Below are 23435 nucleotides of genomic sequence, written 5' to 3'. Positions count from 1 at the left end.
AATCAGTGGATTGTGCCATCAACTAACCAGGACCTCTTCTGCTGGTGCCGCGGACTCGGAACGCTTCCACGGGCTGACCGGATTACCCATCCACGAGCTTCCCGCGGGAACAGCCTCTCCTCGCATGACCAGTGAAGCCGGTCCCACCGTTGAGCCTGCCCCCAGTTCAGCCGCCGGAAGGATGACTCCGTGCGGTCCAAGGGTAGCGCCGTCCTCCAACGTTACGGTGTCCATGGACATGACGCGGTCATGGAACAGGTGAGTCTGGACCACGCAACCGCGATTGACCGTCGAGTTGTCCCGCAGATGAACGAGGTCCGCTTCCGGCAGCCAGTAACTCTCGCACCAGACTCCGTGTCCGATCTTCGCGCCCAGCGCACGCAGCCACCACACCAGTGCCGGTGTACCGCTTGCTGCCCGTGCGAACCAGGGCGCCGCCACGGACTCGACGAAAGTATCCACCACCTCGTTCCGCCAGATGAACGAGCTCCAGAGCGGATGTTCGCCCGCCCGGATCCTTCCTACCAGCAACCATTTGACGACGACGGCGCTCGCCGCCGCCAGCGCGCCCGCGAACATCATGACCGCTCCACCTGCCAGTGCGGCCACACCGTATCCCCAGGTGTTGGCGAGCAGGTCCAGCAAATAGAGCACCAGTCCCGCGATACCCACGGTCAGGATCGTGGCGGCGAACCGGGTGACCTCCCAGGCGGCGCGCGCGACCCGGAGCCGCGTGGGGGGACTGAAGGTAAGTCCCTCATCGGCGAGCATCTGGGTGCGCCGCAGCCGGACGGGAGGGGAACCCAGCCACGAGGTTCCAGCTTTGGCCTTCGCCGGCGTTGCGGACAGTACGGCGACGAGGGAATCCCTGGGAACCCGCCGTCCGGCGCCGATCATGCCGGAGTTGCCGAGGAAAGAACGCTTGCCTATTTTGGCCGGCGCAATTTTCATCCAGCCGCCGCCGAGCTCGTAGGAGGCCACCATGGTGTCGTCAGCGAGGAAAGCGCCGTCGCCGATGGTCGTCATTCGCGGGACCAGGAGCACGGTCGAGATTTCCACGTGCTTGCCGACGGTTGCGCCCAGAAGGCGGAGCCAGATCGGCGTGAACAGGCTGGCGTAGAGCGGGAACAGGAGGTCCCGTGCCATATCGAGCACCCGTTCAGTGGCCCAGACCTGCCACCCGACACGGCCGCGGACGCGATGCCACCCCTCGGTGAGACCGATCCCGAGCAACCGGACCGTTCCGAGGATGAGCAGCATCGTCACCAGGAACCAGATTGCGGCCACGAGAGGGAGGGAAATGAGAAGTCGGGGGAATGCTTCGGAGAGGGATCCTGCTCCCTGAAGCGTCGGCATCAGCGGAAGGATTGCGACGACGGCCGCGAGGAATGGGATGGCTGCCAGGACCACCGAGGCGGCCGCAAAGCCGAGGAACTCGCCGATCCCGCGGGATGCGGGCGCGGCCGGCCAGGGTTGTTTCGCCTTCCCGGTACGGGTAGCGGGCGCTCCTGAAACGCGATGTCCGGCCTTCACTTTCCCCGATACCGCAGATCCTGGCGCAACGACAGCACCTGAGCCGACCCTTGCTCCGGGCATCAAAGTGCTGCGCGCTCCGATCGTGGCGCCCCTGCCGATGCTGACGCGGCCGATGTGGACCAGATCGCCGTCTACCCACCAGCCGGAGAGGTCTACCTCGGGTTCCACCGAGCTTCCACTGCCGAGATTCAGCATGCCGGTGACGGGCGGGACCGAATGCAGGTCCACATTGTGTCCCACTTTCGCACCAAGGGCACGCGCGTAATAGGTGATCCAGGGGGCGCTCGCGAGGCTGACGGCGGAAGCCATATCCGCGATCTGTTCAGCCAGCCACAACCTCAGGTGAACCCGCCCGCTGCGCGGGTAGCTGCCGGGCCCCACGCCTCGAAGCAGGAGCCGTGCGGCGCAGACGGCGATGGCCATGCGACCCCAGGGCGTGACAAAGACCGCCCAGGTCACAACGATCCACCACCAGGAGATGGGCGTGAGCGTGAAGACGCCCCAGGCCGCGAACAGATTGTTGACTGCCATGAGGTAGGTGAGCCACCGCATGGCCACCAGGATGTGCAGGGGCACACCCATGATGGTCTGGAACACCTGTGCCTTGCGGCTGGTCCGGACCACGCGACGTTCAACCGCATCAGCTGCGACCTCCGTCTGCCGCACCATGTCGATCAGGGCACCCACACGGGGATGCGAGTACACGTCGGCAACCGTGATGCCCGGATAGCGGCGCCGTAGTGCGGAGACCAGCTGCGCCGCGGACAGGCTGCCGCCCCCCAGCGCGAAGAAGTCGGCGTCAAGGGAGGTGACGGGCGCCCCAAGGATGGCGGCGAACTGGTCGGCTATCCACTGGGCGGTTTCATCGAGGTCAAGCGAGGCACCGTCGTCGTCGTGCCCTGCGCCGGGCAATGGCCACAGCAGGGCTGCCCGGTCCACCTTCCCGCTGGTTTTCGTGGGAAGCGAGTCGGACTCGGTGAGTAGGGGGATGAGCGGTGCGGGGAGGGAGGCGGCCAGTTTCTCGCGGAGGGCCACCAGATCCAGGGGGTGGCCCGTCGGCACGAGGTAGCCCACCAATACCTGGGTGCCGGCGGCTGTGTCCTTGACCGCCGCAGCTGCTCCGGACACTCCCGGAAGCGCCTGAAGGGCCGCGTCAATCTCGCCCAGTTCAATGCGGCGGCCGCCGAGCTTGACCTGCTCATCCGCCCGCCCCTTGAAGATGAGCCCCTCGGGTTCGAACTGGACCAGGTCCCCGGAACGGTAGGCGCGTTCCCACCCCAGGGTGGGGAACGGAGCGTACTTCTCTCGATCCTTCGCCTCGTCGAGGTAGCGGGCAAGACCGACGCCGCCGATGATCAGCTCCCCGACTCCACCCTCGGCCACCGGAAGGCCTTCCGGATCGACGACGGCGAGATCCCATCCGTCCAGCGGAAGCCCGATGCGCACTGGGCCGGTCCCGGTCAGCGGCGCTGCACAGGCGACGACCGTCGCCTCGGTGGGCCCATAGGTGTTCCATACCTCCCGTTCACCGTCGGCAAGCCGTGCTGCGAGCTCGGGAGGACAGGCTTCGCCCCCGAAGATGAGCAGGCGCACCGACTCGAGCGCTTCCACTGGCCAGAGCGCCGCGAGCGTCGGAACAGTGGAGACGATCGTGACGCCGCGCGTCACCAGCCATGGTCCGAGGTCCATTCCGGTCCTGACCAGAGCGCGCGGGGCGGGGACCAGGCATGCGCCGTGCCGCCAGGCCAGCCACATCTCCTCACAGGAGGCGTCAAAGGCTACGGACAGTCCAGCAAGCACACGGTCGCCTTGTCCTGCCGGATCCCGCTGCAGGAAGATCCGGGCTTCAGCGTCGACGAAGGCAGCAGCGGAGCGGTGGCTCACCGCCACGCCCTTCGGCGTGCCCGTGGAACCGGAGGTGAAAATGACCCACGCGTCGTCATCCGGCAGCGGCTGCCGGGGCCGGGGAAAGGGTCCTTTCCGGTCCTTGCGTACCTTGATACGGCCACCCGTCAGGATGACACCGGCAACCTCCGCCTCACTGAAGACGAGCTTCGCGCGCTCCTCCGGGTCGTCGGCGTCAACGGGCACGTAGGCCGCCCCGATCATGAGCGTGGCCAGAATGGAGACATACAGCTCGGCCGTGCCCGACTGTATGCGGATCCCGATGCGATCTTCTGCGCCCAGCCCGGCGCTGTGCAGTGTGCGTCCCACGGCGCGCGCCGCATCCAACAGCTCGGTGTAGCTCATCCGGCTGGTGCCGTCGTCCAGGGCCGACGCGTCGGGGTATGCTTCGGCGGTTGCTGCCAGGACGTCGATCAGCGTCCGGGGTGGGGGAGTGGACTGGCTGCCGGGCATCTGGGGGGCATGGGTTGTCACGGGGTCATGATGTCATCAGACAAGCCCGATCGCGCCATTCCACGCACGCGCCCGAAGGAACTGTGACGAGTTCCATTGGCGACACCGAACCTGCAGAAGTGACCCCGGAGGATATAAATGGGAAGGAAAACCACAGATGGGAGCCGGAACCTCGTGAGTGCCCAACCGTGGTCGTGCGGCCAGCTCGCCATTGTCCATGATCCTTCGAGGGGCGCTGCGGCGGACCTTGCACGCGGCATCGAGCTGCTGCGTGCTGCCGCGTCCGGTCAACTCCCGCCGACGCTCCGGCTGTACCGGCCGTACCCCACCGTTGCCTTCGGGCAGAGGGATGCGCGCCTGCCCGGATTCGATGAAGCGGCCGAGGCCGCACGCGGTGCCGGTTTCGAGCCGCTGATCCGCAAGGCGGGCGGGAGGGCGGCGGCCTATCATCAGGGCTGCCTGATCGTTGACCATATTGAACAGCACGACGACGCGATCGCCGGCTCACACGCCCGTTTCGGCCTGCTCGGTGAGCTCCTCGCTGAGGCGCTGCGCCGGGTCGGCGTCGATGCGTCTGTGGGCGAGATTCCGGGCGAGTACTGCCCCGGAGAGTTCAGCGTCCACGGTAACGGTCCGGTCCAGGTGAAGCTGGTCGGGACGGCCCAGCGGGTTGTTTCGGGTGCCTGGCTGTTCTCATCCGTCATTGTGGTCGAGGACTCGGCACCGATCAGGGCGGTACTGGAGAAGACCTACGCCGCCCTGGGTCTCGAATGGAATCCGGCAACCGCCGGGGCGGCCGACGACCTCGTGCCCGGCCTGACGGTCGATACGGTCGCGGACGCCGTCGTCGCCGTTTACGAGGATGCGGTACGGCGCAGTTGATGCTTTTCCTGATCCGGGTGAGCTGCTGGTCGTTGACTGGGGCGCGGCGCTAGGGTGAGCCATGGCGAACAGACCCTCGCGCACTCTGATGCTCGTTGTCGCCCACCCGGACGACGACGCGTACGGGCTCGCTGGAACGGTGGCACTTCACGCTGATGATCCTGACTTCCGATTCGTCCTTGTGCATGCGACCGACGGCGCGGCTGGGGACATCGCGCATGGTTTTCCTGCTACGCGCGAGAACCTCGGACTAATTCGCCGGGAGGAATGTAGCCGCGCCTGGCGGTCACTCGGCCGGGAGCCGGACCGGCACGACTGGCTGGACTACGACGACGGCACCGTTGCCCAGGCGCCCTTCGCAGAGCTCGTCGACCGTATCGCCGCAATCATGAGGGAAGAAGCACCCGACGTCGTTGCCACCTTCGGTCCGGACGGGATAACCGGACATCCGGACCACATCGTCGTGGGCGCGGCGACGGATGAGGCGTTTCACCGGGTCCGCGCCTCCGGCAGCGCGGGACTGCACCGGCTGTTGCACGGGGCCCTGCGCGAGTCCACTTTTCGCCGCTGGAACACAGCGCGGGCCAAAGAGGGCGACGAGCCCTGGGATCCCTCCCGCGTCTATCACCTGCGCGGCGTGGGCGATGACCAGATCGGCGTGGAGGTCGACACGACTTCTGTTGCATCGCGCATCGTGGCCGGGCTGAACGAACACCGCAGCCAACGCCACGTAATCTACGGTCAGGACCGTTCAAACGAGCAGTGGGAGCGTTCTGTTGGACGGGAGAGCATGGTGATTGCGTGGCCCCCGGTGACACCGGGGGCGCCGCTTCTTTCGGACGTGTTCGAAGGCCTCTGAGCCGCCGGAAGGCGACGCAAATCAGTGCCCGCGGGCGATCCATTCCTCAAGTTGTGGAGCTTCCTCGGCGATGCTGGTCGAGTCACCGTGCCCGGTTCGCACCACGGTGTCGGGCGGAAGGGTCAACAGCCGGGCGCGGATCGACTCGATGATGGTGGGGAAGTCGCTGTACGAGCGGCCGGTCGCTCCCGGCCCGCCGCGAAAGAGGGTGTCTCCGCTGAACAGCGTGCCGGCGTCGGGCAGGTAGAAGCACACCGAGCCAGGTGAGTGGCCGGGGGTATGAATTGCCTGAAGGGTCGCTCCGGCGACGGTAAAGGTGTCTCCGTCCGCGATGGTGCCGCCCGGAGAGGTGTCCGGGTACACGGCATTCCAGAGCATGCGGTCGTCGGGGTGGAGGTGGATCGGTGCCCGTACCGCGTCGAACAGATCGCCGACCGCCCGGATATGGTCATCATGTCCGTGCGTCAGCAGGATCGCGCGGACCTGACGTCCGTTGATCTGATCAATGATCGCATCGGCGTCGTGCGGAGCGTCGATGACGATGCACTCCGAATCATCACCGATGATCCAGACGTTGTTGTCCACCTCCCACGTCCCACCGTCGAGGGAGAACGTGCCGGAAGTGACGAGGTGATCGATGCGTGCGCCCATCAGAGCTCCACCACCGAACGCAGCACCACGCCGTCGTGCATTTTGGCGAAAGCGGCCTCAACCTGGTCGAGCGCGATCCGCTCGGTGACGAAGGCGTCAAGGTCAAGGTTGCCCTGCTTGTAGTGGCTGACAAGCATGGGGAAGTCCCGGGAGGGAAGGCAATCGCCGTACCAGGACGATTTCAGCGCTCCACCGCGGCCGAAGACGTCCAGCAGCGGCAGTTCAAGCGTCATCTCCGGTGTCGGCACGCCCACCAGCACAACGGTCCCGGCGAGGTCACGGGCGTAAAACGCCTGCTTGTAGGTTTCAGGGCGTCCGACGGCGTCAATCACCACGTCGGCACCGTTGCCGTCGGTCAGCTCCCGGATTGCCTCGACCGGGTCGGACTCCTTGGAGTTCACGGTATCCGTGGCACCCAGGCCCTTCGCGAGATCCAGCTTGCGGCTGTCGATGTCGACGGCGATGATCCGCGTTGCCCCGGCGAGCTTTGCGCCGGCGATCGCTGCGATGCCCACGCCGCCGCAGCCGATCACAGCTACGGAATCACCACGCCGGACGTTTCCGGTGTTGATGGCCGCGCCGATGCCGGCCATGATCCCGCAACCTAGCAGGCCCACAGCTGCCGGATCCACATCGGGATCAACCTTGGTGCACTGGCCCGAAGCCACGAGCGTTTTCTCCGCGAAGGCGCCGATCCCGAGGGCGGGGGAGAGTTCGGTGCCGTCGTCGAGCGTCATTTTCTGGGTGGCGTTGTGCGTATTGAAGCAGTATTGCGCTTCCCCGCGCAGACACGCCCGGCACTGTCCGCAAACGGCCCGCCAGTTGAGGATGACGCGATCGCCCGGCTGCACATTGGTGACGTCCGGTCCGACGGCGCTGACGACGCCGGTGGCTTCGTGCCCCAGCAGGAAGGGGTAGTCATCGCTGATGCCGCCCTGCTTGTAGTGCAGGTCCGTGTGGCACACGCCGCACGTGAGAATGTCGACCAGTGCCTCGCCCGGACCGGGGTCGGGCACATTGATGGTGACGACGGTGGCCGGCGCATCCTTTTCCATGACGACGACGCCCTTGACGCTGTGTGGCATTGACACTGTCCTTTTCCTCGAGGGTGGGGGAACGCCTCCAGCTTATAGATAGTGGACGGACGACTATCGAAAAAGCAGGACACGCCCCTTATCCACTCGGACAAGGGGCGTGTCCTGCCGAATCACCGCGGGCTAGACGCCGACGCGCGCCTTCACCTCGGATGCCGAGGGGTTGGTGGCGGTGCTTCCGTCCGGGAAGATGACGGTAGGCACGGTCTGGTTTCCGCCATTCAGGGACGCAACGAGTTCCGCCGTTCCGTCAACTTCCTCGATGTTGATCTCCTGGTATCCGATGCCCTGCGCATCGAGTTGTGACTTGAGCCTGCGGCAGTAACCGCACCACGAGGTGCTGAACATGGTGATGGTGCCGGCAGCGGGTGTGTAATCCACAGTGCTCCTTTGGTGCGTGGCGGACTCGTTCCGAATCCGCCTGAGAGGTGGTTTCTGTCGGCAGGTATAACGCCCGGGGAGCGAGGCGCATTCCCCGAGAGCACTGCCGCTACGGCCCGGAGTTCGGTTGGTTGGCCGCTGACGTAACGGATACCATCGAGAAGACCGCGGCGGGAGTGTTGGGGGATTGTGCCCCTCGTCCGCCGGTACGGTTGATTGACCAATTTTGGAACCCGTTCAGTTCACCCTTATCAAGAGGAGACCTTAGTGTCAGCGCCCCCATCACTCACCCTCATCGTCGACGGCGAAGAGCAGCGGGTGACCACCGGCACTACGGGAGCGGACCTCTTCAAGGAGCAGCGCGACGTCGTCGTAGTCCGGGTTAACGACGAACTGTGGGATCTAAGCCGCGAACTGGAGGACGGTGCGCGCGTTGAGCCCGTCACCATCGATTCCCCCGACGGCCTGAACGTTCTTCGCCACTCCGCCGCGCACGTCATGGCGCAGGCTGTCCAGCAGCTCCGTCCCGATGCCAAGCTTGGCATCGGCCCGTACATCACTGACGGCTTCTACTTCGATTTCGATGTCAACGATCCCTTCACGCCGGAGGATCTGAAGCAGCTCGAGAAGATGATGCTGAAGATCGTCAACGCGAACCAGCTCTTTGAGCGCCGGGTCGCGAGCGAGGATGAAGCCCGCGAAGCCATGAAGGACGAGCCCTACAAGCTCGAACTCATCGGCCTCAAGGGCGGCAACGGAGACATCACCGACGACGACGGCGCATCCGTCGAGGTCGGCGCGGGCGAATTGACCATCTACGACAACGTGGACCGCAAGTCCGGGGACGTGGTGTGGAAGGACCTGTGCCGCGGCCCGCACCTGCCCAACACCAAGCTGATCTCGAACGCCTATGCGCTGACCCGTTCGGCTGCGGCCTACTGGCGGGGCAGCGAAAAGAACAAGCAGCTGCAGCGCATCTACGGCACGGCCTGGCCCACCAAGGATGACCTCAAGGCCTACCAGGAGCGGCTGGCCGAGGCTGAGCGCCGCGACCACCGCAAGCTCGGCAGCGAACTTGACCTGTTCTCTTTCCCGGACGAGCTCGGATCCGGGTTGCCCGTTTTCCATCCTCGCGGCGGCATCATCCGCAAGGCGATGGAGGACTACTCGCGTCAGCGGCATGTCGAAGCCGGTTACGAATTCGTCTACACCCCGCACATCACCAAGGGACACCTCTACGAGGTGTCCGGACACCTTGACTGGTACCGCGACGGCATGTTTCCGCCCATGCACGTGGACGCTGAGCTCGACGCCGACGGCAAGGTGCGCAAGCCCGGCCAGGATTACTACCTGAAGCCGATGAACTGCCCCATGCACAACCTGATCTTTCGTTCCCGCGGACGGTCCTACCGCGAACTGCCGCTTCGGCTCTTTGAATTCGGGTCGGTGTACCGGTACGAGAAGTCGGGAGTGGTGCACGGGCTGACCCGCGTGCGGGGCATGACCCAGGACGACGCCCACATCTACTGCACCCGGGAACAGATGAAGGACGAGCTGACCACCACGCTCAACTTCGTCCTCGGGCTGCTGAAGGATTACGGACTGGACGACTTCTATCTGGAACTCTCCACGAAGGACCCTGAGAAGTACGTGGGGGATGACCAGACCTGGGAAGAAGCGACCCGGACACTGGCCGAAGTCGCTGAGGCATCCGGGCTGGACCTGGTCCCCGATCCCGGAGGAGCGGCGTTCTACGGACCGAAGATCTCCGTGCAGGCCCGCGACGCCATCGGCCGGACCTGGCAGATGTCCACCATCCAGCTGGACTTCAACCTGCCGGAGCGTTTCGAACTTGAATACCAGGCAGCGGATGGTACGCGCCAACGGCCGGTCATGATTCACCGTGCACTGTTCGGCTCCATCGAACGGTTCCTGGGCGTGCTCACCGAGCACTACGCAGGGGCCTTCCCCGCCTGGCTGGCTCCGGTGCAGGTGCGTGCCATTCCGGTGGCGGACGCGTTCAACGACTACCTGTTCGACGTCGTCGACAAGCTCAAGGCGGAGGGTATCCGGGCCGAGGTGGACATCAGCTCCGACCGGTTCCCCAAGAAGATCCGCACGGCAAGCAAGGAGAAGATTCCGTTCGTCCTGATCGCGGGCGGAGATGACGTCGACGCCGGCGCTGTGTCCTTCCGCTTCCGGGATGGAAGCCAGGAGAATCAGGTGCCGGTCGACCAAGCCGTGAAGCGGATTGTGGAAGCCGTCCGCAGCAGGGAACAGTAGCGGTCCATGGGGAACACAGGCGCTGACGGGCAGTATGGCGACGACGGGGACGTAACGGACAGGTTTGAGCTGGCCGGTGTGCCCGATGCCTTCCAGCGCCTGTGGACTCCGCACCGGCTGGCCTACATCAAGGGTGGCCAGGGTCAGTTCAGCAAGCAGGAGGACTGTCCCTTCTGTGCCGCGCCCGCGCGGTCTGACGAGGAATCGCTCATTGTCCACCGCGGAGAAAGTGCGTACGTCGTCCTGAACCTCTTCCCGTACAACCCCGGCCACCTGCTGGTATGTCCCTACCGCCACGTGCCCGACTACACCGACATCACGTCGGAAGAAACGTTGGAGATCGCGCAGCTTACGCAGGCAGCCATGCATGCGCTGCGCAGCGTGGCGCGGCCCACCGGATTCAACCTCGGCATGAACCAGGGAGTCACCGGCGGCGCGGGCATCGCAGCACACCTGCATCAGCATGTGGTTCCTCGGTGGAACGGCGACGGCAACTTCTTCCCAATTATTGCCCAGACCAAGGCCATCACCCAGACCCTCGATGAGGTAAGGGAACAATTGGCAGCGGCCTGGGATGAAGCAGCTGCAGCCTCGATGGACACCGGTGCGGGCCATGCTGAATAAGTACGCCCGGTCCTTCTTCACCTCCCTCTTCACACCGCTGGCGACGCTGCTCCTGAAATGGCGGGTATCGCCGGATACCGTCACCGTTATCGGAACGGTCGGTGTTGCGGGGGGAGCGCTGGTCTTCTATCCCTTGGGGCAGCTGTTCTGGGGCACGGTCTTCATCACACTTTTTGTCTTCTCGGACGTGGTTGACGGGATCATGGCGCGCATGCAGGGGCGCAGCAGTTCCTGGGGAAGCTTCCTCGACTCGACCCTGGACCGCATCGCGGACGGTGCACTTTTCGCCGGCGTCGCTGTCTGGTTCTTCCTCGGCGGCAGTAACAACGCGATCGCACTCGCCGCGCTGGCCTGCCTCGTGCTCGGCATGATCGTTTCCTACGCACGGGCCAAAGCTGAGTCGCTGGGCTTCACTGCCAACGTAGGCATAGCCGAGCGTGCGGAGCGGCTGGTTTCGGTGTTGGTAGTGACCGGGCTGACCGGACTGGGCCTGCCGGAGGTGGTTCTCCTGGCTGTGCTGGTCCTCCTGGCTCTGGCGAGTGTCATCACCATCGTGCAGCGCATCATGACGGTGCGGGTCCAGGCCGCCGCCGCAACCTGAGCGCGGTTCCTGGCGCCGGCTTCGTGCGGGGAGCCGCTGTCCGGTTGCACAACTTCAATTCCGTTACGTCTGGTTGCTGACCGACGCTTTGCGGCTGCGCGCGGGCGTATCATGGATTGTTATCTTTTCTCTACCCGAGGGGCCAAACTGTGTCCACTGTTGAAGAAGCTTCCACCACCGCGCCAGTGACCGGGAGCAGCCGGGTCAAGCGCGGGATGGCGGAGATGCTCAAGGGCGGCGTCATCATGGATGTCGTCACTGCGGAGCAGGCGCGCATCGCTGAGGATGCCGGTGCCGTTGCTGTGATGGCTCTTGAGCGCGTTCCCGCTGATATCCGTGCTCAGGGCGGAGTGTCCCGGATGTCTGATCCGGACATGATCGAGAGCATCATCGAGGCTGTGTCCATTCCGGTCATGGCCAAGGCCCGGATCGGTCACTTCGTCGAGGCGCAGGTGCTGCAGTCCCTCGGTGTTGACTACATTGACGAGTCCGAGGTCCTGACCCCGGCGGATTTCACCAACCACATCGACAAGTGGAAGTTCACTGTCCCCTTCGTGTGCGGTGCCACGAATCTCGGTGAGGCGCTTCGCCGGATCAACGAGGGTGCGGCGATGATCCGTTCCAAGGGTGAAGCCGGTACCGGGGATGTCTCCAACGCCACCATGCACATGCGTAAGATCCGGGCGGAGATTGCCCGGCTCAGTTCCATGCCGGAGGACGAGCTGTATGTCGCGGCCAAGGAGCTTCAGGCGCCGTATGAGCTGGTCAAGGAGGTTGCCGCTGCGGGCAAGCTCCCGGTAGTGCTGTTCACCGCCGGCGGTATCGCCACCCCGGCTGACGCTGCGATGATGATGCAGCTCGGCGCCGACGGCGTTTTTGTCGGGTCGGGTATCTTCAAGTCCGGCAACCCGGCCGAGCGGGCCGCGGCGATCGTGAAGGCCACCACCTTCCACGATGATCCCGATATGATCGCCAAGGTCTCCCGAGGCCTGGGCGAAGCAATGGTCGGCATCAACGTCGACGAGATCCCGCAGCCGCACCGCCTCGCCGAGCGCGGCTGGTAATACCCGCTTCACTATGAAGGGTCGGACGAATTCGTCCGGCCCTTCGTTGTTTCCAGGGGCGGGGCTAGGCTTGTCGCGTGAGCGGGCGCAGGAGAACCATCGGGAAAGCCGTGACGCTTGTGATGCTTCTGTCGCTCACCGGTTGTACGGCGGGCGGCCCGCCTCCCCAGGGCGTGCCATCGGGCACTCCTCCGCCGTCCGCACCATCATCGGCCGCACCATCATCCTCCGGCCCGGCAACCTCCGCCACGGCATCATCTCCGCCGCAACCACCAGCGCCCGCTTCAACGGAGCCGGAACCGGGCGGCTGTCCAGGGGAAGATTGCCTCTCGGTTGTGTTCACCGGGGACCTTCTCCTTCATGAGAGACTCTGGCAACAGGCAACGCTCGACGGCGGTGGGGACCTCGATTTCCGGCCGCTCCTGGCCGCGCAGGAAGCGTATGTCGCGCCCGCAGATCTTGCTGTCTGCCACCAGGAGACACCGCTGGCGGAGCCCAGCGGACCGTTCTCAGGCTTTCCCGCCTTCAACGTGCCGCCGCAGATCGCCGACGCCGTCGCCGCGTTGGGCTACGACGCCTGTACGACCGCCAGCAACCACACGCTCGACGCCGGCACGGATGGGCTGAACCGCACCCTCGACACCCTGGATCAGGCGGGAATCGAACATACCGGTTCCTACCGCACAGCCGAGGAGGCAGCAGAACCGTTCATCATGGACAACGGAGAGGCGAAGGTTGCGATAGTCTCCGGCACTTACGCGCTCAACGGGATCGTCCCGGAGTTTGACTGGCAGGTAGACCGGTTGGATACAGCCGCGATGATCGCGAAGGCGGACGCCGCGCGCCATGCGGGTGCCGACGTCGTACTCGCAGCTGTGCATGCCGGCGACGAGTACGCCGACTACGCCAATGCTCAGCAGCAGGAGGTGGCGCACGCACTGGTGGACAGCGGCCGCTTCGATCTGATCTACGGACACCACAGCCACTCGGTGCTGCCCATCGAGAAGTACAACGGCGTGTGGATCGTCTATGGTCTCGGGAACACCATTGCCGCCCATCTCACGCCGGATATCCGCAACACGGAGGGCCTTCTGGTCCGTGCGGACTTCGAACGCGACGACGACGGCGGGTTCCAGGTGGCCGAGCTTCGCTGGCTGCCGGCCACCTGGAATGGTCCTGAACATCGCTGGTGCCCTGTGGCAGCCTCCAGCCTGCAGGAGATGGCCGCCTCGGGAGCGTCATGCGTCTCGAATGAGGAGGACGCCGCGAGCCGCGCGCGCACCAAGGCAACGGTGGAGTCTCTGGGAGCAGCGGAGGCGGGTGCAGTGGAGTGGCCTGGAGTTGAGGACTAGGACAGGGAGATGGGATGACTGCAGAGCGTGAGGCACTGGCTGCCCGGATCAGGTCGATGATTCAAGACGGCGGGCCCGTTCGCGAGGTCGCCATGTTCGGCGGGATAGCGTTCATGCTGGAGGACCGGATGCTGGTATCCGCTGGTCGTGACGGGTCACTCCTCGTCCGGGTTGATCCGGCCGACAGCGAAGAATTACTGCAGCGGAAGGGCGCCGGCCTGTCATTCATGGGTATAGAACGGCCCATGGGTCCGGGTTGGCTCACCGTGCAGCCCGACGCGCTGCTGGGGGACGAGGACCTCATGCAGTGGATCGGCGTCGCTCTTGACTTTCACTCGCGCTAGAGCGGCGGGTGCAGGTGCAACGTGTGTCAGTGTGAGCGCGAATTTCACCGTGCGCCCGGCGCCCAGGGGGTGAAGATGTCGTTCAACGTCACGGTGATGAGTTGACGGTCGTTGATCAGCTGACGAAGTTGTGGGAACACGTTGGTGACGGGCAGGTAATTGAGATGACCAATGATGATGTGCGCGGGCCTGAACCACTCGGTGGCGAGATTAACGATTTCTTGCTCGGGCAGCAGACCCGAATCAGCGAGGGAGCCGTACCACAGGACTGGGCACGTGTAGCCGATCGACGCTGCGAGAGCGTCCGTACGCGCGTCGCGGTACCCGTAGGGCGGGCGGTAGTACGGGCGTGCGTCGACGCCGAAGGTGGCGGAGATGAAATCGTGGTTGCGCTGGAGTTCGGCGACCACTTCCGCGTCGCTCACGCTGGTGAGATCGGCATGGGACCACGTGTGGTTGGCGACCTGCACCTGCCCGGACGCGACGAGCGGCTTCAGGAGGGAAGCGTGCTCGGTCCAGCCCGGGTATGAGCCGTTGAGGAAGAACGTAAGCCGGGTGCCGCTGTCACGGGCGAACTCGGCGTATCGCCGCACGACTTCGCTGTCAGACCCATCGTCGACCGTCCAGGCGAGGACGGGTTCCGTCGTGGGAAGGCCGGTGATGATGCCGGGAGGCAGGGGCACCTTCGTTACGGCGGGAGGAGCCGGCACCGGACTCGGAGTGGGGGAGGTTGAGATCGGTGAAGGAGTAGGTTTTGGTGCTGCGGGCGGCTTCGTCAGGACCTGTGCGCCGCTTGAGCTTCGCTCGGCGCCGGCGCAGGCCGCCAGCCCACAACCGATTCCGGTAGCTGCCAGCGCACCGATAAACGCCCGTCGTTCCACAGTGAAACCTTCCCCCAAGAATTTTGCCGCAGCTAGAAGCGTATAACGGCTGAGAGGCCGCTCAGTCCAGCCGCAGCCACCAGGTCTGCCCACGCCCGATCAGTTCGAAGCCGCGGCGGGAATACAGCTCGTAACCTTCGGGCGTGGCATTCAACGCGAGCTCCCTGGCGCCCGCCGCCGCGGCCTCCCGGGCAAGGGCTGCAAGAAGAGCTGTGCCGTGCCCGCGACGACGGAACCCGGGGTGGACTTCCATGTTGAAGACGCCGCCGAGGCCGCGGGGGTTGTCGATCCCGTCATAAAACGAATACGCCGACCCAACGAGGGACTCACCCTGCCGCGCCACCGCGTGCCAGGCCCTCCGCGGTTCGGCCCGGGCGACAGCCAGTTCAGTGGCAGGCGGCCCATCGAACTCAGAAACCGACGCCGTAATGGTCGTTCCACTGCTGTCGAAGGCAGTGACAGCGTCAACCGGAGCGCTCATCCACCACGGCTGCCAGCCCTGTTCGAAGCCGAAGCTTCCAAGCTCCTGTCCCCGAACCGCACCATTGAGCCATACACCCACGGTCCCCGCCCCAAGCCGGACCCCCTCGGCGAGGCCGGGCCTCAACCCGGCAGGGGACACTGCAGTCGGGAACATCAGCATGAGCTCGCGCCGTGCAGGCAGCCAGATCCAGTCACACTCGTGCGTCGAGAAAGTCCTGCCGCCGGTTGCCCGGGCCATCGCAGCGAACCATGCCCGCTGCAGCCTCTGGCAACCGGCGATCGTGGTCATGGCTTCTCAGCCAGCCCTCGACGCGCCAACAGCGGATCGATGCTTGCAGCCCGCCCACGGAATGCAGCGAACGCCTCGAGCGGGTCGACGCTGTAGCCGCGCGAGAGCAGCTCACGACGGAAGTGCTCGCCGTTCTCGCGGGTGAGCCCGCCGGACTCCTTGAACCACTCGACGCTGTCCGCATCAAGGACTTCACTCCAGATGTAGGCGTAGTACGCTGCCGCGTAGCCGCCCGCGAAAATATGCTTGAAATAACCGGTGCGGTACCGCGGCGGCACAAGTGCGTAGTCCACTCCGGCGTCGTGCAGTGCCTGCTTCTCAAAGGCTAGTGGATCCTCCACCGTTGTCCCCGGCGGCAGCTCGTGCCAGGCCAAGTCCAGAAGTGCAGCGGCGAGATACTCGGTCGTGGCGAATCCCTCACCCCACTGCCGTGCGGCAACCAGCTTGTCGATCGTGTCCTGGGCAAGCGGCTCGCCGGTCTGGTGGTGGCGCGCGTAATTATTCACCACTTCCGGCCAGAGCATCCACATCTCGTTGACCTGTGAGGGGTACTCCACGAAGTCGCGGGGCACGCTCGTGCCCGAGAACAGCGGATAGGCGACGTTCGAGAACAGACCGTGCAGTGCGTGTCCGAACTCGTGGAACGTGGTCCGGACCTCGTCGAACGTCAGCAACGTGGGTTCACCCGCCGGCGGCCGGGTGACATTGAGATTATTGACGACGACGGCGCGCGTCCCGGCCAGCCGGGATTGCTCCACGAAGGAATTCATCCAGGCGCCGCCGTTCTTGGTCTCGCGCGTGTAGTAGTCCCCGAGGAACAGCCCGAGTTCCGTTCCGTCCTCCTCGCGGACCTCCCAGACCCGCACATCCGGATGGTAACCCTGCAGGTCGTCACTCTCATGGAACGACAGCCCGTACAACTTGTTCGCGGCGAAGAAAACCCCGTCCTTGAGTACCCGGTCCAGCTCGAAGTAGGGGCGCAGCGCGGACAGATCGACGTCGTAACGCTCCGAGCGCACCTTCTCGGAGTAGAAGGACCAGTCCCATGCCTCGATCGGGTGGCCGGCAACGCTCTCCAGCTGTTCAGCTTCGGCACGCGCATTCCGCACCGCAGGTCCTGCCAACCGGCCCAGCATGTCGTGGATGGCGTCCAACGAAGGTGCCGTCTGGTCGTCCGTGGCGAGCTCGGCGTGATTGGCGAAGCCGAGCAGGGCGGCGCGTTCTGCACGCAGGGCGGCCATGGTCGCCGCGACGCCGACTGTGTTGTTGGAGTTGTCGCGGAAGCCGCGGTTGATGGAGGCTTCGTGGAGGCGGCGCCGGGTTTCCCGGTTGGTCAGGGACTCCAGTGCAGGCTGGGAGGTGGGCAGGATGAGGGTCAGGAGGTATTTGCCCGGATGTCCTGCTGCCTTGGCGGCGTCGGCCGCTGACGCGACGTCGTCCGCTGTCAGGCCGTCCAGTTCCGCCGGGTCGTCGATCAGAAGCGCAGAATCATTCGTTTCCCGGAGCAGCCGTTGGCTGAACTCGGTGCCGAGTTCGGAGAGCTTTCCGTTCAGTTCGCGCAGGCGGTGCTGCGCATCATCGTCGAGCTGGGCACCCGCGCGGACGAAACGCTGCCTGTATTCATCGGCGAGCCGCGCCGATTCGGGGTCCATGTCGGAGGCATCGACAGCGTTGACGCGCGCAAAGAGAGCGGTGTTCAGGTAAATGTTGTCCCCGTGCGCAGCGAGCCGCGGTGCAATCTCCTTCTCCACCGCCTGTATACCGTCGGTGGAGTGCGCCGACGAGTTGTTGTAGAACACCAGAGAGACGCGGCGGAGAGTCTCACCGGCCAGTTCCAGCTCAACGATCGTATTGTCGAACGTCGCTGGTTCAGGGTTGGAGACGATCGCGTCGATCTCGCTCAGATGCTCCTGCATGCCTGCTTCGAAGGCCGGAAGGTAGTCCTCTTCTCGGATCTGGGCGAAGGGCGGCAGCTGATACGGCAGCGTACTGGGACTGAGGAAGGGATTGCTCATGGAAACCAACCTTGGCATAACGGTTGGCGCCACTCCAGCAGATCGGGGCCGTTTCTCCCCGAATCCGTGCTGTGCCGCACCTATCATTGAGAGTCATCACCCGAGGGAGGAAGCTGTGTCCGAAAAGGCGCTAGTACGAGGCAGGTGGGCAGCGCTGGGACTGGCGCTCACGCTTGCGTGCTCAGGCTGCATGGGGGCAGGGGAAGGGCGAACCACGGAGGGCGCAGAACCATCGACGACAGCGCCCGCCGCCTCCTCGGCGCCTGAAACCGCCTCCACGTCGGAGGCGCCGGAACCCACGCCGGAGCCGACTCCCGGCAGGGGTCCCGACTGCCCCACCGACCGGTGTTTCTCGTTCATGGCTTCGGGCGATCTTCTGGTACACCCGCAGTTATGGGAGCAGGCCACCGCCGATGCCCAGCAGACCGGCAAGGGCTCTCTCGACTTCGAGCCGCTCCTGTCCGGACAGCGTCCGTACATCCAGGCCAGTGATCTCGCCATGTGCCACATGGAAACCCCGGTTGCCGCACCGGAAGGACCGTTCAGCGGCTACCCGCAGTTCAACGTGCCCCCGCAGATCCTCGACGCCGCAAAGGCCGTCGGCTACGACGCCTGCACCACTGCAAGCAACCACACGATCGACGCCGGCACCGAAGGGCTGGTGCGCACCCTGGACACACTCGATCGGCTGGAATTGCCGCACACCGGCTCCTACCGGACGGAGGAAGAATCGCGCGAGCTGATGATTCTCGAGACACCCGCGGCGAAGGTAGCGGTCATCGAGGCGACCTACGGGCTGAACGGGCTGATCGCGGAGTTCCCGTGGCAGGTGGACATGCTCGACTCCGCAACAATGATCGCGAAGGCAGAACGGGCGCGTGCGGAAGGCGCCGACGTCGTTATCGCTGCCATCCACGCCGGAGATGAGTACGCTTCACTGCCCAACCAGCAGCAGATCGACCTCGCCCACGCGCTGGCGGACAGCGGGGCCGTCGACTTCATCTATGGACACCACACGCACTCGGTGCTTCCCATCGAGTATTACAACGACACCTGGATCGTGTACGGACTCGGCAACGGAGTGACCGAGCTGTCACCGGTGTATGACGTGAACAACGAAGGGCTGACCATCCGGGCTCAATTCGCCGCTGACGAATCGGGTGAGTGGACGGTCAGCGATCTGGCCTGGGTTCCTTCCGTCATCGTCCGGGACCCGTACCGCTGGTGCTCGCTGGCACCGGACCGGGAGCCCGGCTCGTGCTCGACTCCCGAGCACGAGGAAGCCGTCAAGGCGCGCACCCTCGCAACGGTGGACGCCTTCGGAGCGTCCGACGACGGTGCTCACCAGTGGCTGGTGTCTGAAGAGGAATAGTCCGGCCGGGGACTGGTTCAGCGGAGCTGGTGGCTCAGGGCCCGGTCAGCGTGGGCGGGTCGCGGCGTGCCGGCGCGCAAGCTCAGCCAGGCTGTCGTCCACGTCACCGGGCTCGAAAGACCCGAACTTGCGGGTGGCTGCTTCACGGATGAGGAAGTCCGCGATCGCCGGGTTTTTCGGCAACAGTGAACCGTGGAGGTAACTTGCAACAATGTTGAGGTGGCGGGCGCCCTCGTGATCCTCGGAAGAGTTGTTGCCCTCGCCTTTGGTCACTGTCGCAAGAGGCCGGACACCGGGACCGAGGTAGGTCTGGCCGCTGTGGTTCTCATAGCCGTGGATGTCGCCGAATTCCTCGCTGCGGGCAACGACGTTACCGATCAGCCGCTCGCTGCCGCCGTGTGTCTCGATGTCCAGGATGCTGATGCCGGGGATGACTGTGCCGTCGTGCGTCTTGAAGAAGTTGCCGAACAGTTGGTAGAGGCCGCAGATGGCCAGCATCGGCGTGCCGTCCTCCGCCAGCGCGCGAAGGTGCGCCGCATTGGACTGCAGGTCCTGCTGGATCACCACCTGCCCGCTGTCCTGGCCGCCGCCGCCGATCAGGATGTCGACGTCGTCCGGGAAGGTATCACCGGCGTTGTGTTCGAGGATCTCGGCATCGTAGCCGTGCCAGGCAAGGCGCTGCTTGAGCACCAGTACGTTGCCCCAGTCACCGTAGATGTTCATGTCCCGCGGGTACAGCTGCAGGATGCGCAGCGTGCCCTTGTGTGCTGAATTGCTGTGTACTGGAGTGCTCTCCTGGGCGCCGGAAGTCATGAAACCACCTTCACATCGGTAATTTTGGACAGATCCCTGCGGATGGCGAGCATCGCCGTGTAGGTGCAGAAGATTCGTTTCGGCTGACCCTTCGCGCGGCTGATGAAGGTGCGCAGGGCGGAACCGGTGTCCGGGTCGATGTCGCGGGCGGCGACGTCGTCGTACTGGAGGCGAAGGGCCATGTCATAGGCGCGGACGCCGCTGACCATGTCGACGCCGTCGTTCCTCAGGCTGTCGAAATCGACATCCCAGAGCCACGACATGTCCCTGCCGTCCGCATAGTTGTCATTGATGGCGATCATGGTCGCGTACCCGGCGGCATCGAATGATTTCAGGCCCAGCCGGAAACCGCTCGGATTCTTCACGAGGACGAGTTCGAGGGGCTGACCGTCCACAACGAGCGATTCACCGCGGCCGAAGGCAGGCTCAACCGCTGCCAGCGAACTGAGCATCTCTGCGCGTTTCGCGTTACCACCCAGGATGATTCGCGCCATCGCCAGCGCAGCGGCGGCGTTGAAGATGTTGTAGACGCCGCGCAGGCTCAGCTCGATTGTGCTCGTTTCGCCGTCCATCGAGAACGTCGCGGTATTCGAGTTCACAGACTCAAGCACGACGTCGGCCGGAAGACTCGAGGCCGGAGCGGTGCCGGTGGCGCCGCGCAGGTCATCATCGCTGGGGAAGGTCGAACGCAACGATTCGTCCAGGCCGAAGTAGGCCACCGATGCCGACCGGACCGACGACGCGATGGAGGCGACCCGCGGGTCCTCCCGGTTTAGGACGACGGTGCCGGTGGTTTTCACCGCGATCTGCTCAAGCAGCCGGGTTGTCTTGTCGATCTCACCGAAGCGGTCCAGCTGGTCGCGCAGGACGTTGAGCAGCAGGCAGTGCGTCGGCGGAACCAGGTTCACGAAGTGGACCGCGTGGGCCTCGTCCAGTTCGAGGACGGCGACGTCGGCCTTCAGACGGCCCCGCCAGTCGACGTCGCCCAGGAGTGCAGCGGCGACCCCGCGGGTGAAGTTGCTGCCGGTCCGGTTGGTGAAAACGTTCAGGCCCTGGCCTTCGAGGAGCTCAACGACCATCTTGGTAGTGGTGGTCTTGCCATTGGTCCCACTCACGACGATGACCCCGTGGGGGAGGTTGCGTAGCGCTCGCGCCATGAAACCGGGGTCGATCCGCTCGACTACCAGACCCGGGAACGCAGAACCGCCACCCCGTAAACGGGAAAGCGCCCGCACTGTTTTGCCCAGGGGCACGCTCACGCTCGACAGAACAGACATGATGTCTAACTTATCGCGGTTTGCAAGCGTCTTAGGCATGCGCACCTCAGCGGCGGGAGGAGCCGGCGTCGTGATCGATTCGGTGGGAAGGGCTCTGGCCAAACTAGAATGGGTCGGTGACTTCCACCAATTCTCCTCAGGGCTCCGCGCTGCGCGTGGGCGTTCTCGCCGTCCAGGGTGACGTCCGCGAACACATCCGGGTGATCGAATCCCTCGGAGGCGTCGCTTCGCCCGTCCGGCGTCCCGACGAGCTGGACCAGGTCGAAGGCCTGATCATTCCCGGCGGCGAGTCGACTACCATGGACAAGCTGACCCGCGCCTTCGACCTTGCCGAGCCGCTCCGTGAACGCATTCGTGACGGGTTTCCTGTCTACGGATCCTGTGCCGGAATGATCATGCTGGCCGACACCATTGCGGATCCTTCGGTGGACCTGCAGGGCAGTCCCCAGCAGACTATCGGCGGGCTGGATATCGTTGTGCGCCGCAATGCCTTCGGCCGGCAGCGGGAATCCTTCGAGACGGATCTGCCGTTCGCCGAGCTGCCGGGAGACGGCGACGATGTCCACGCGGTATTCATCCGTGCGCCGTGGGTGGAAAAGGTAGGAGAGTCGGTGAAGATCCTCGCGCAGGTCGAGGCGCCTGATACTCCGCCGGCCGAACACGGCGCTGAGCAGGACGCCGGCAAGGGCCACGCACCGCCGATCGCTAGAATTGTTGCAGTTCGCTCGGGAAACCTGCTTGCCACCAGCTTCCATCCGGAGGTCACCGGTGAGCACCGCATCCACGAGCTTTTCCTATCGATGATCGCTACCAGAAGGGCAGAGCATGTCGGGGCACTCTAAATGGGCAACCACCAAACACAAGAAGGCCGTGATCGATGCCAAACGTGCAAAGTCCTTCGCGAAGCTGATCAAGAACATTGAGGTTGCCGCCCGTGCCGGTGGAGCCGACCTGTCGGGCAACCCTGCACTGGAACTCGCCGTACAGAAAGCCAAGAAGACCTCTGTTCCCAACGACAACATCGACCGCGCGATCAAGCGCGGCGCCGGCCTGACCGGCGAGGTCATCGATTACTCGGAGATCATTTACGAAGCGCGCGGCCCCCAGGGCTCAGCCCTGCTGATCGAGTGCCTGACGGACAACAAGAACCGTGCCGCCTCCGAGGTCCGGGTAGCCATCACCCGCAACGGCGGAACCGTTGCCGATCCTGGTTCGGTGGCGTACCTGTTTGCACGCAAGGGCGTTGTCTCGCTGCCGAAGAAGGACCTGTCCGAAGATGACGTGCTGATGGCAGTCCTCGACGCCGGCGCTGAAGAAGTCAAGGAATCGGGGGACTCCTTCGACGTTCACTCCGAGCCCTCCGACCTGCGCGCCGTCGTTGCCGGCCTGGAGGAAGCAGGGATCGAGTACGAGACCGATGAGGTCGAGTTTGTCCCCTCCATGCAGGTGGAGCTCGACGCCGATGCCGCACGCAAGTTCCTCAAGCTGGTTGACGCGCTCGAAGAGCTGGACGACGTGCAGAACGTGTACTCGAACGCAGACCTCAGCGAAGACGTCATGGCCGAGTTGGAGAGCGACGATTAGTCTCATTCAGGCGGTCCCGGAGCGTTCCGGGTGACCTTGCGCGTCCTGGGTATCGACCCTGGCCTCACGCGCTGCGGGTTGGCGGTGGTCGATGTCGAACCAAACCGCCGGGCCACGCTCGTGGCCGTCGGAGTGGTTGGCACACCCGCTGACCACACGCTCGACCGGCGGCTTCTCATGATTGCGGAGTCGGTCGACACGTGGCTTGATACCCATGCGCCGGACGTCCTCGCCGTCGAACGTGTCTTCAGTCAACTGAACGTGAGCACCGTGATGGGTACAGCGCAGGCATCCGGCGTCGTGATTGCTGCGGCTGCACGCCGCGGGATTCCTGTCGCACTGCACACGCCCACCGAGGTCAAGGCCGCTGTTACCGGCAACGGCCAGTCAGACAAGGCTGCGGTGACGAAGATGGTCACGAAGATCCTGCGGCTTTCCACCGCACCGACCCCCGCCGACGCGGCGGACGCACTGGCGCTGGCCATCACGCACGCCTGGCGAACCGGTTCGTCGTCGTCCGTCCGTGCGCAAGGCGGTTCCGGCCTGACCGCAGCGCAACGACTGTGGGCAGAAGCAGAAGCGAAAGCCCGACGACGGCGCTAAGCGCCCGTATGCGAATCCGCCTCTGCCTCGGCATCGGTGTGGCGGGCGTGAAATAGTCACCGCCTGCCCGTACGCTGATTCGTAGATAT

22 protein-coding genes are annotated in these 23435 nt (G+C 64.8%); 12 read left to right on the top strand and 10 right to left on the bottom strand.

All coding sequences use genetic code 11. The features are described 5' to 3' along the window. Window positions 1-18: 18 nt before the first annotated feature. Entirely contained in the window at window positions 19-3894 is a 3876-nt protein-coding gene (locus AC5RU3_RS06225) for a Pls/PosA family non-ribosomal peptide synthetase (RefSeq protein WP_493965153.1), read from the bottom strand. A gap of 174 nt (window positions 3895-4068) precedes the next feature. Between AC5RU3_RS06225 and AC5RU3_RS06220 the strand changes: the two genes are divergently transcribed. Then, window positions 4069-4776, top strand: coding sequence for a lipoyl protein ligase domain-containing protein (locus AC5RU3_RS06220; RefSeq protein WP_493965051.1), 708 nt, complete (start codon window positions 4069-4071; stop codon window positions 4774-4776). A gap of 61 nt (window positions 4777-4837) precedes the next feature. Beyond that, complete coding sequence (locus AC5RU3_RS06215; protein ID WP_493965050.1) at window positions 4838-5635, top strand: PIG-L deacetylase family protein; 798 nt, start codon at window positions 4838-4840, stop codon at window positions 5633-5635. A gap of 21 nt (window positions 5636-5656) precedes the next feature. Here AC5RU3_RS06215 and AC5RU3_RS06210 read toward each other — a convergent pair whose 3' ends face one another. From AC5RU3_RS06210 to AC5RU3_RS06200, 3 genes are all read right to left on the bottom strand, one after another. Further along, complete coding sequence (locus AC5RU3_RS06210; RefSeq protein ID WP_493965049.1) at window positions 5657-6286, bottom strand: MBL fold metallo-hydrolase; 630 nt, start codon at window positions 6284-6286, stop codon at window positions 5657-5659. Then, window positions 6286-7371 carry an S-(hydroxymethyl)mycothiol dehydrogenase gene (locus AC5RU3_RS06205; protein WP_493965048.1) on the bottom strand — a complete coding sequence of 362 codons (1086 nt, stop codon included), beginning with the start codon at window positions 7369-7371 and terminating at the stop codon, window positions 6286-6288. Before AC5RU3_RS06205 ends, AC5RU3_RS06210 begins: the two co-directional genes overlap by 1 nt. Window positions 7372-7503: 132 nt before the next feature. Further along, window positions 7504-7761: a mycoredoxin gene (locus AC5RU3_RS06200; RefSeq protein ID WP_309071908.1), complete on the bottom strand. Its 258-nt coding sequence runs from the start codon at window positions 7759-7761 to the stop codon at window positions 7504-7506. A gap of 267 nt (window positions 7762-8028) precedes the next feature. Between AC5RU3_RS06200 and thrS the strand changes: the two genes are divergently transcribed. From thrS to AC5RU3_RS06170, 6 genes are all read left to right on the top strand, one after another. After that, window positions 8029-10044, top strand: coding sequence for a threonine--tRNA ligase (gene thrS / locus AC5RU3_RS06195; RefSeq protein WP_309071907.1), 2016 nt, complete (start codon window positions 8029-8031; stop codon window positions 10042-10044). Window positions 10045-10050: 6 nt separating this feature from the next. Beyond that, entirely contained in the window at window positions 10051-10668 is a 618-nt protein-coding gene (locus AC5RU3_RS06190; RefSeq protein WP_493965047.1) for an HIT family protein, read from the top strand. Then, entirely contained in the window at window positions 10658-11269 is a 612-nt protein-coding gene (gene pgsA, locus AC5RU3_RS06185; RefSeq protein WP_309071905.1) for a phosphatidylinositol phosphate synthase, read from the top strand. Before AC5RU3_RS06190 ends, pgsA begins: the two co-directional genes overlap by 11 nt. Before the next feature lie 149 nt (window positions 11270-11418). Continuing rightward, window positions 11419-12333, top strand: coding sequence for a pyridoxal 5'-phosphate synthase lyase subunit PdxS (gene pdxS, locus AC5RU3_RS06180; protein WP_309071904.1), 915 nt, complete (start codon window positions 11419-11421; stop codon window positions 12331-12333). 335 nt (window positions 12334-12668) lie between these two features. Beyond that, window positions 12669-13685, top strand: coding sequence for a CapA family protein (locus tag AC5RU3_RS06175; protein WP_309123648.1), 1017 nt, complete (start codon window positions 12669-12671; stop codon window positions 13683-13685). Window positions 13686-13699: 14 nt separating this feature from the next. Then, window positions 13700-14029: a TfoX/Sxy family protein gene (locus AC5RU3_RS06170; protein ID WP_309123649.1), complete on the top strand. Its 330-nt coding sequence runs from the start codon at window positions 13700-13702 to the stop codon at window positions 14027-14029. Between the two features lie 44 nt (window positions 14030-14073). On the opposite strand, the gene AC5RU3_RS06165 is transcribed toward AC5RU3_RS06170, so the two are convergent. The 4 genes from AC5RU3_RS06165 to AC5RU3_RS06150 all read right to left on the bottom strand — a co-directional run bounded on the left by AC5RU3_RS06165 (window position 14074) and on the right by AC5RU3_RS06150 (window position 18057). Next, window positions 14074-14910 carry a polysaccharide deacetylase family protein gene (locus AC5RU3_RS06165; RefSeq protein WP_493965046.1) on the bottom strand — a complete coding sequence of 279 codons (837 nt, stop codon included), beginning with the start codon at window positions 14908-14910 and terminating at the stop codon, window positions 14074-14076. Between the two features lie 61 nt (window positions 14911-14971). Next, entirely contained in the window at window positions 14972-15682 is a 711-nt protein-coding gene (locus AC5RU3_RS06160; protein ID WP_309071850.1) for a GNAT family N-acetyltransferase, read from the bottom strand. Beyond that, complete coding sequence (locus tag AC5RU3_RS06155) at window positions 15679-17697, bottom strand: M3 family metallopeptidase (protein ID WP_309071851.1); 2019 nt, start codon at window positions 17695-17697, stop codon at window positions 15679-15681. The genes AC5RU3_RS06160 and AC5RU3_RS06155 overlap by 4 nt, the downstream gene beginning before the upstream one ends. A 96-nt stretch (window positions 17698-17793) precedes the next feature. Then, window positions 17794-18057 carry a hypothetical protein gene (locus AC5RU3_RS06150; protein WP_309071852.1) on the bottom strand — a complete coding sequence of 88 codons (264 nt, stop codon included), beginning with the start codon at window positions 18055-18057 and terminating at the stop codon, window positions 17794-17796. Between AC5RU3_RS06150 and AC5RU3_RS06145 the strand changes: the two genes are divergently transcribed. Beyond that, window positions 18056-19069, top strand: a complete 1014-nt coding sequence (locus AC5RU3_RS06145) for a CapA family protein (RefSeq protein ID WP_309071853.1) — start codon at window positions 18056-18058, stop codon at window positions 19067-19069. The genes AC5RU3_RS06150 and AC5RU3_RS06145 overlap by 2 nt on opposite strands. A 45-nt stretch (window positions 19070-19114) precedes the next feature. On the opposite strand, the gene AC5RU3_RS06140 is transcribed toward AC5RU3_RS06145, so the two are convergent. Both AC5RU3_RS06140 and AC5RU3_RS06135 read right to left on the bottom strand, forming a co-directional pair. Next, entirely contained in the window at window positions 19115-19882 is a 768-nt protein-coding gene (locus AC5RU3_RS06140) for a type 1 glutamine amidotransferase (protein ID WP_309071854.1), read from the bottom strand. Further along, entirely contained in the window at window positions 19879-21150 is a 1272-nt protein-coding gene (locus AC5RU3_RS06135) for a Mur ligase family protein (RefSeq protein WP_309071863.1), read from the bottom strand. The genes AC5RU3_RS06140 and AC5RU3_RS06135 overlap by 4 nt, the downstream gene beginning before the upstream one ends. A 125-nt stretch (window positions 21151-21275) precedes the next feature. On the opposite strand from AC5RU3_RS06135, the gene pdxT reads away from it, so the two are divergent. Genes pdxT through ruvC form a run of 3 tightly spaced genes read left to right on the top strand, consistent with a single transcriptional unit; the run spans window position 21276 to window position 23346 of the window. Then, complete coding sequence (gene pdxT / locus AC5RU3_RS06130) at window positions 21276-22001, top strand: pyridoxal 5'-phosphate synthase glutaminase subunit PdxT (RefSeq protein ID WP_309071855.1); 726 nt, start codon at window positions 21276-21278, stop codon at window positions 21999-22001. Further along, window positions 21985-22743, top strand: coding sequence for a YebC/PmpR family DNA-binding transcriptional regulator (locus AC5RU3_RS06125; RefSeq protein WP_309071856.1), 759 nt, complete (start codon window positions 21985-21987; stop codon window positions 22741-22743). Before pdxT ends, AC5RU3_RS06125 begins: the two co-directional genes overlap by 17 nt. A gap of 30 nt (window positions 22744-22773) precedes the next feature. Further along, the gene (ruvC, locus tag AC5RU3_RS06120; RefSeq protein ID WP_309071857.1) at window positions 22774-23346 is read left to right on the top strand and encodes a crossover junction endodeoxyribonuclease RuvC; all 573 of its coding nucleotides are present in this window, start codon (window positions 22774-22776) and stop codon (window positions 23344-23346) included. The last annotated feature ends 89 nt before the right edge of the window (window positions 23347-23435 follow it).

This window comes from Arthrobacter sp. MDB1-55, from assembly GCF_059092925.1.
The sequence above is the reverse complement of the archived record's forward strand: the minus strand, read 5'-3'. Positions and strand labels throughout refer to the sequence as shown.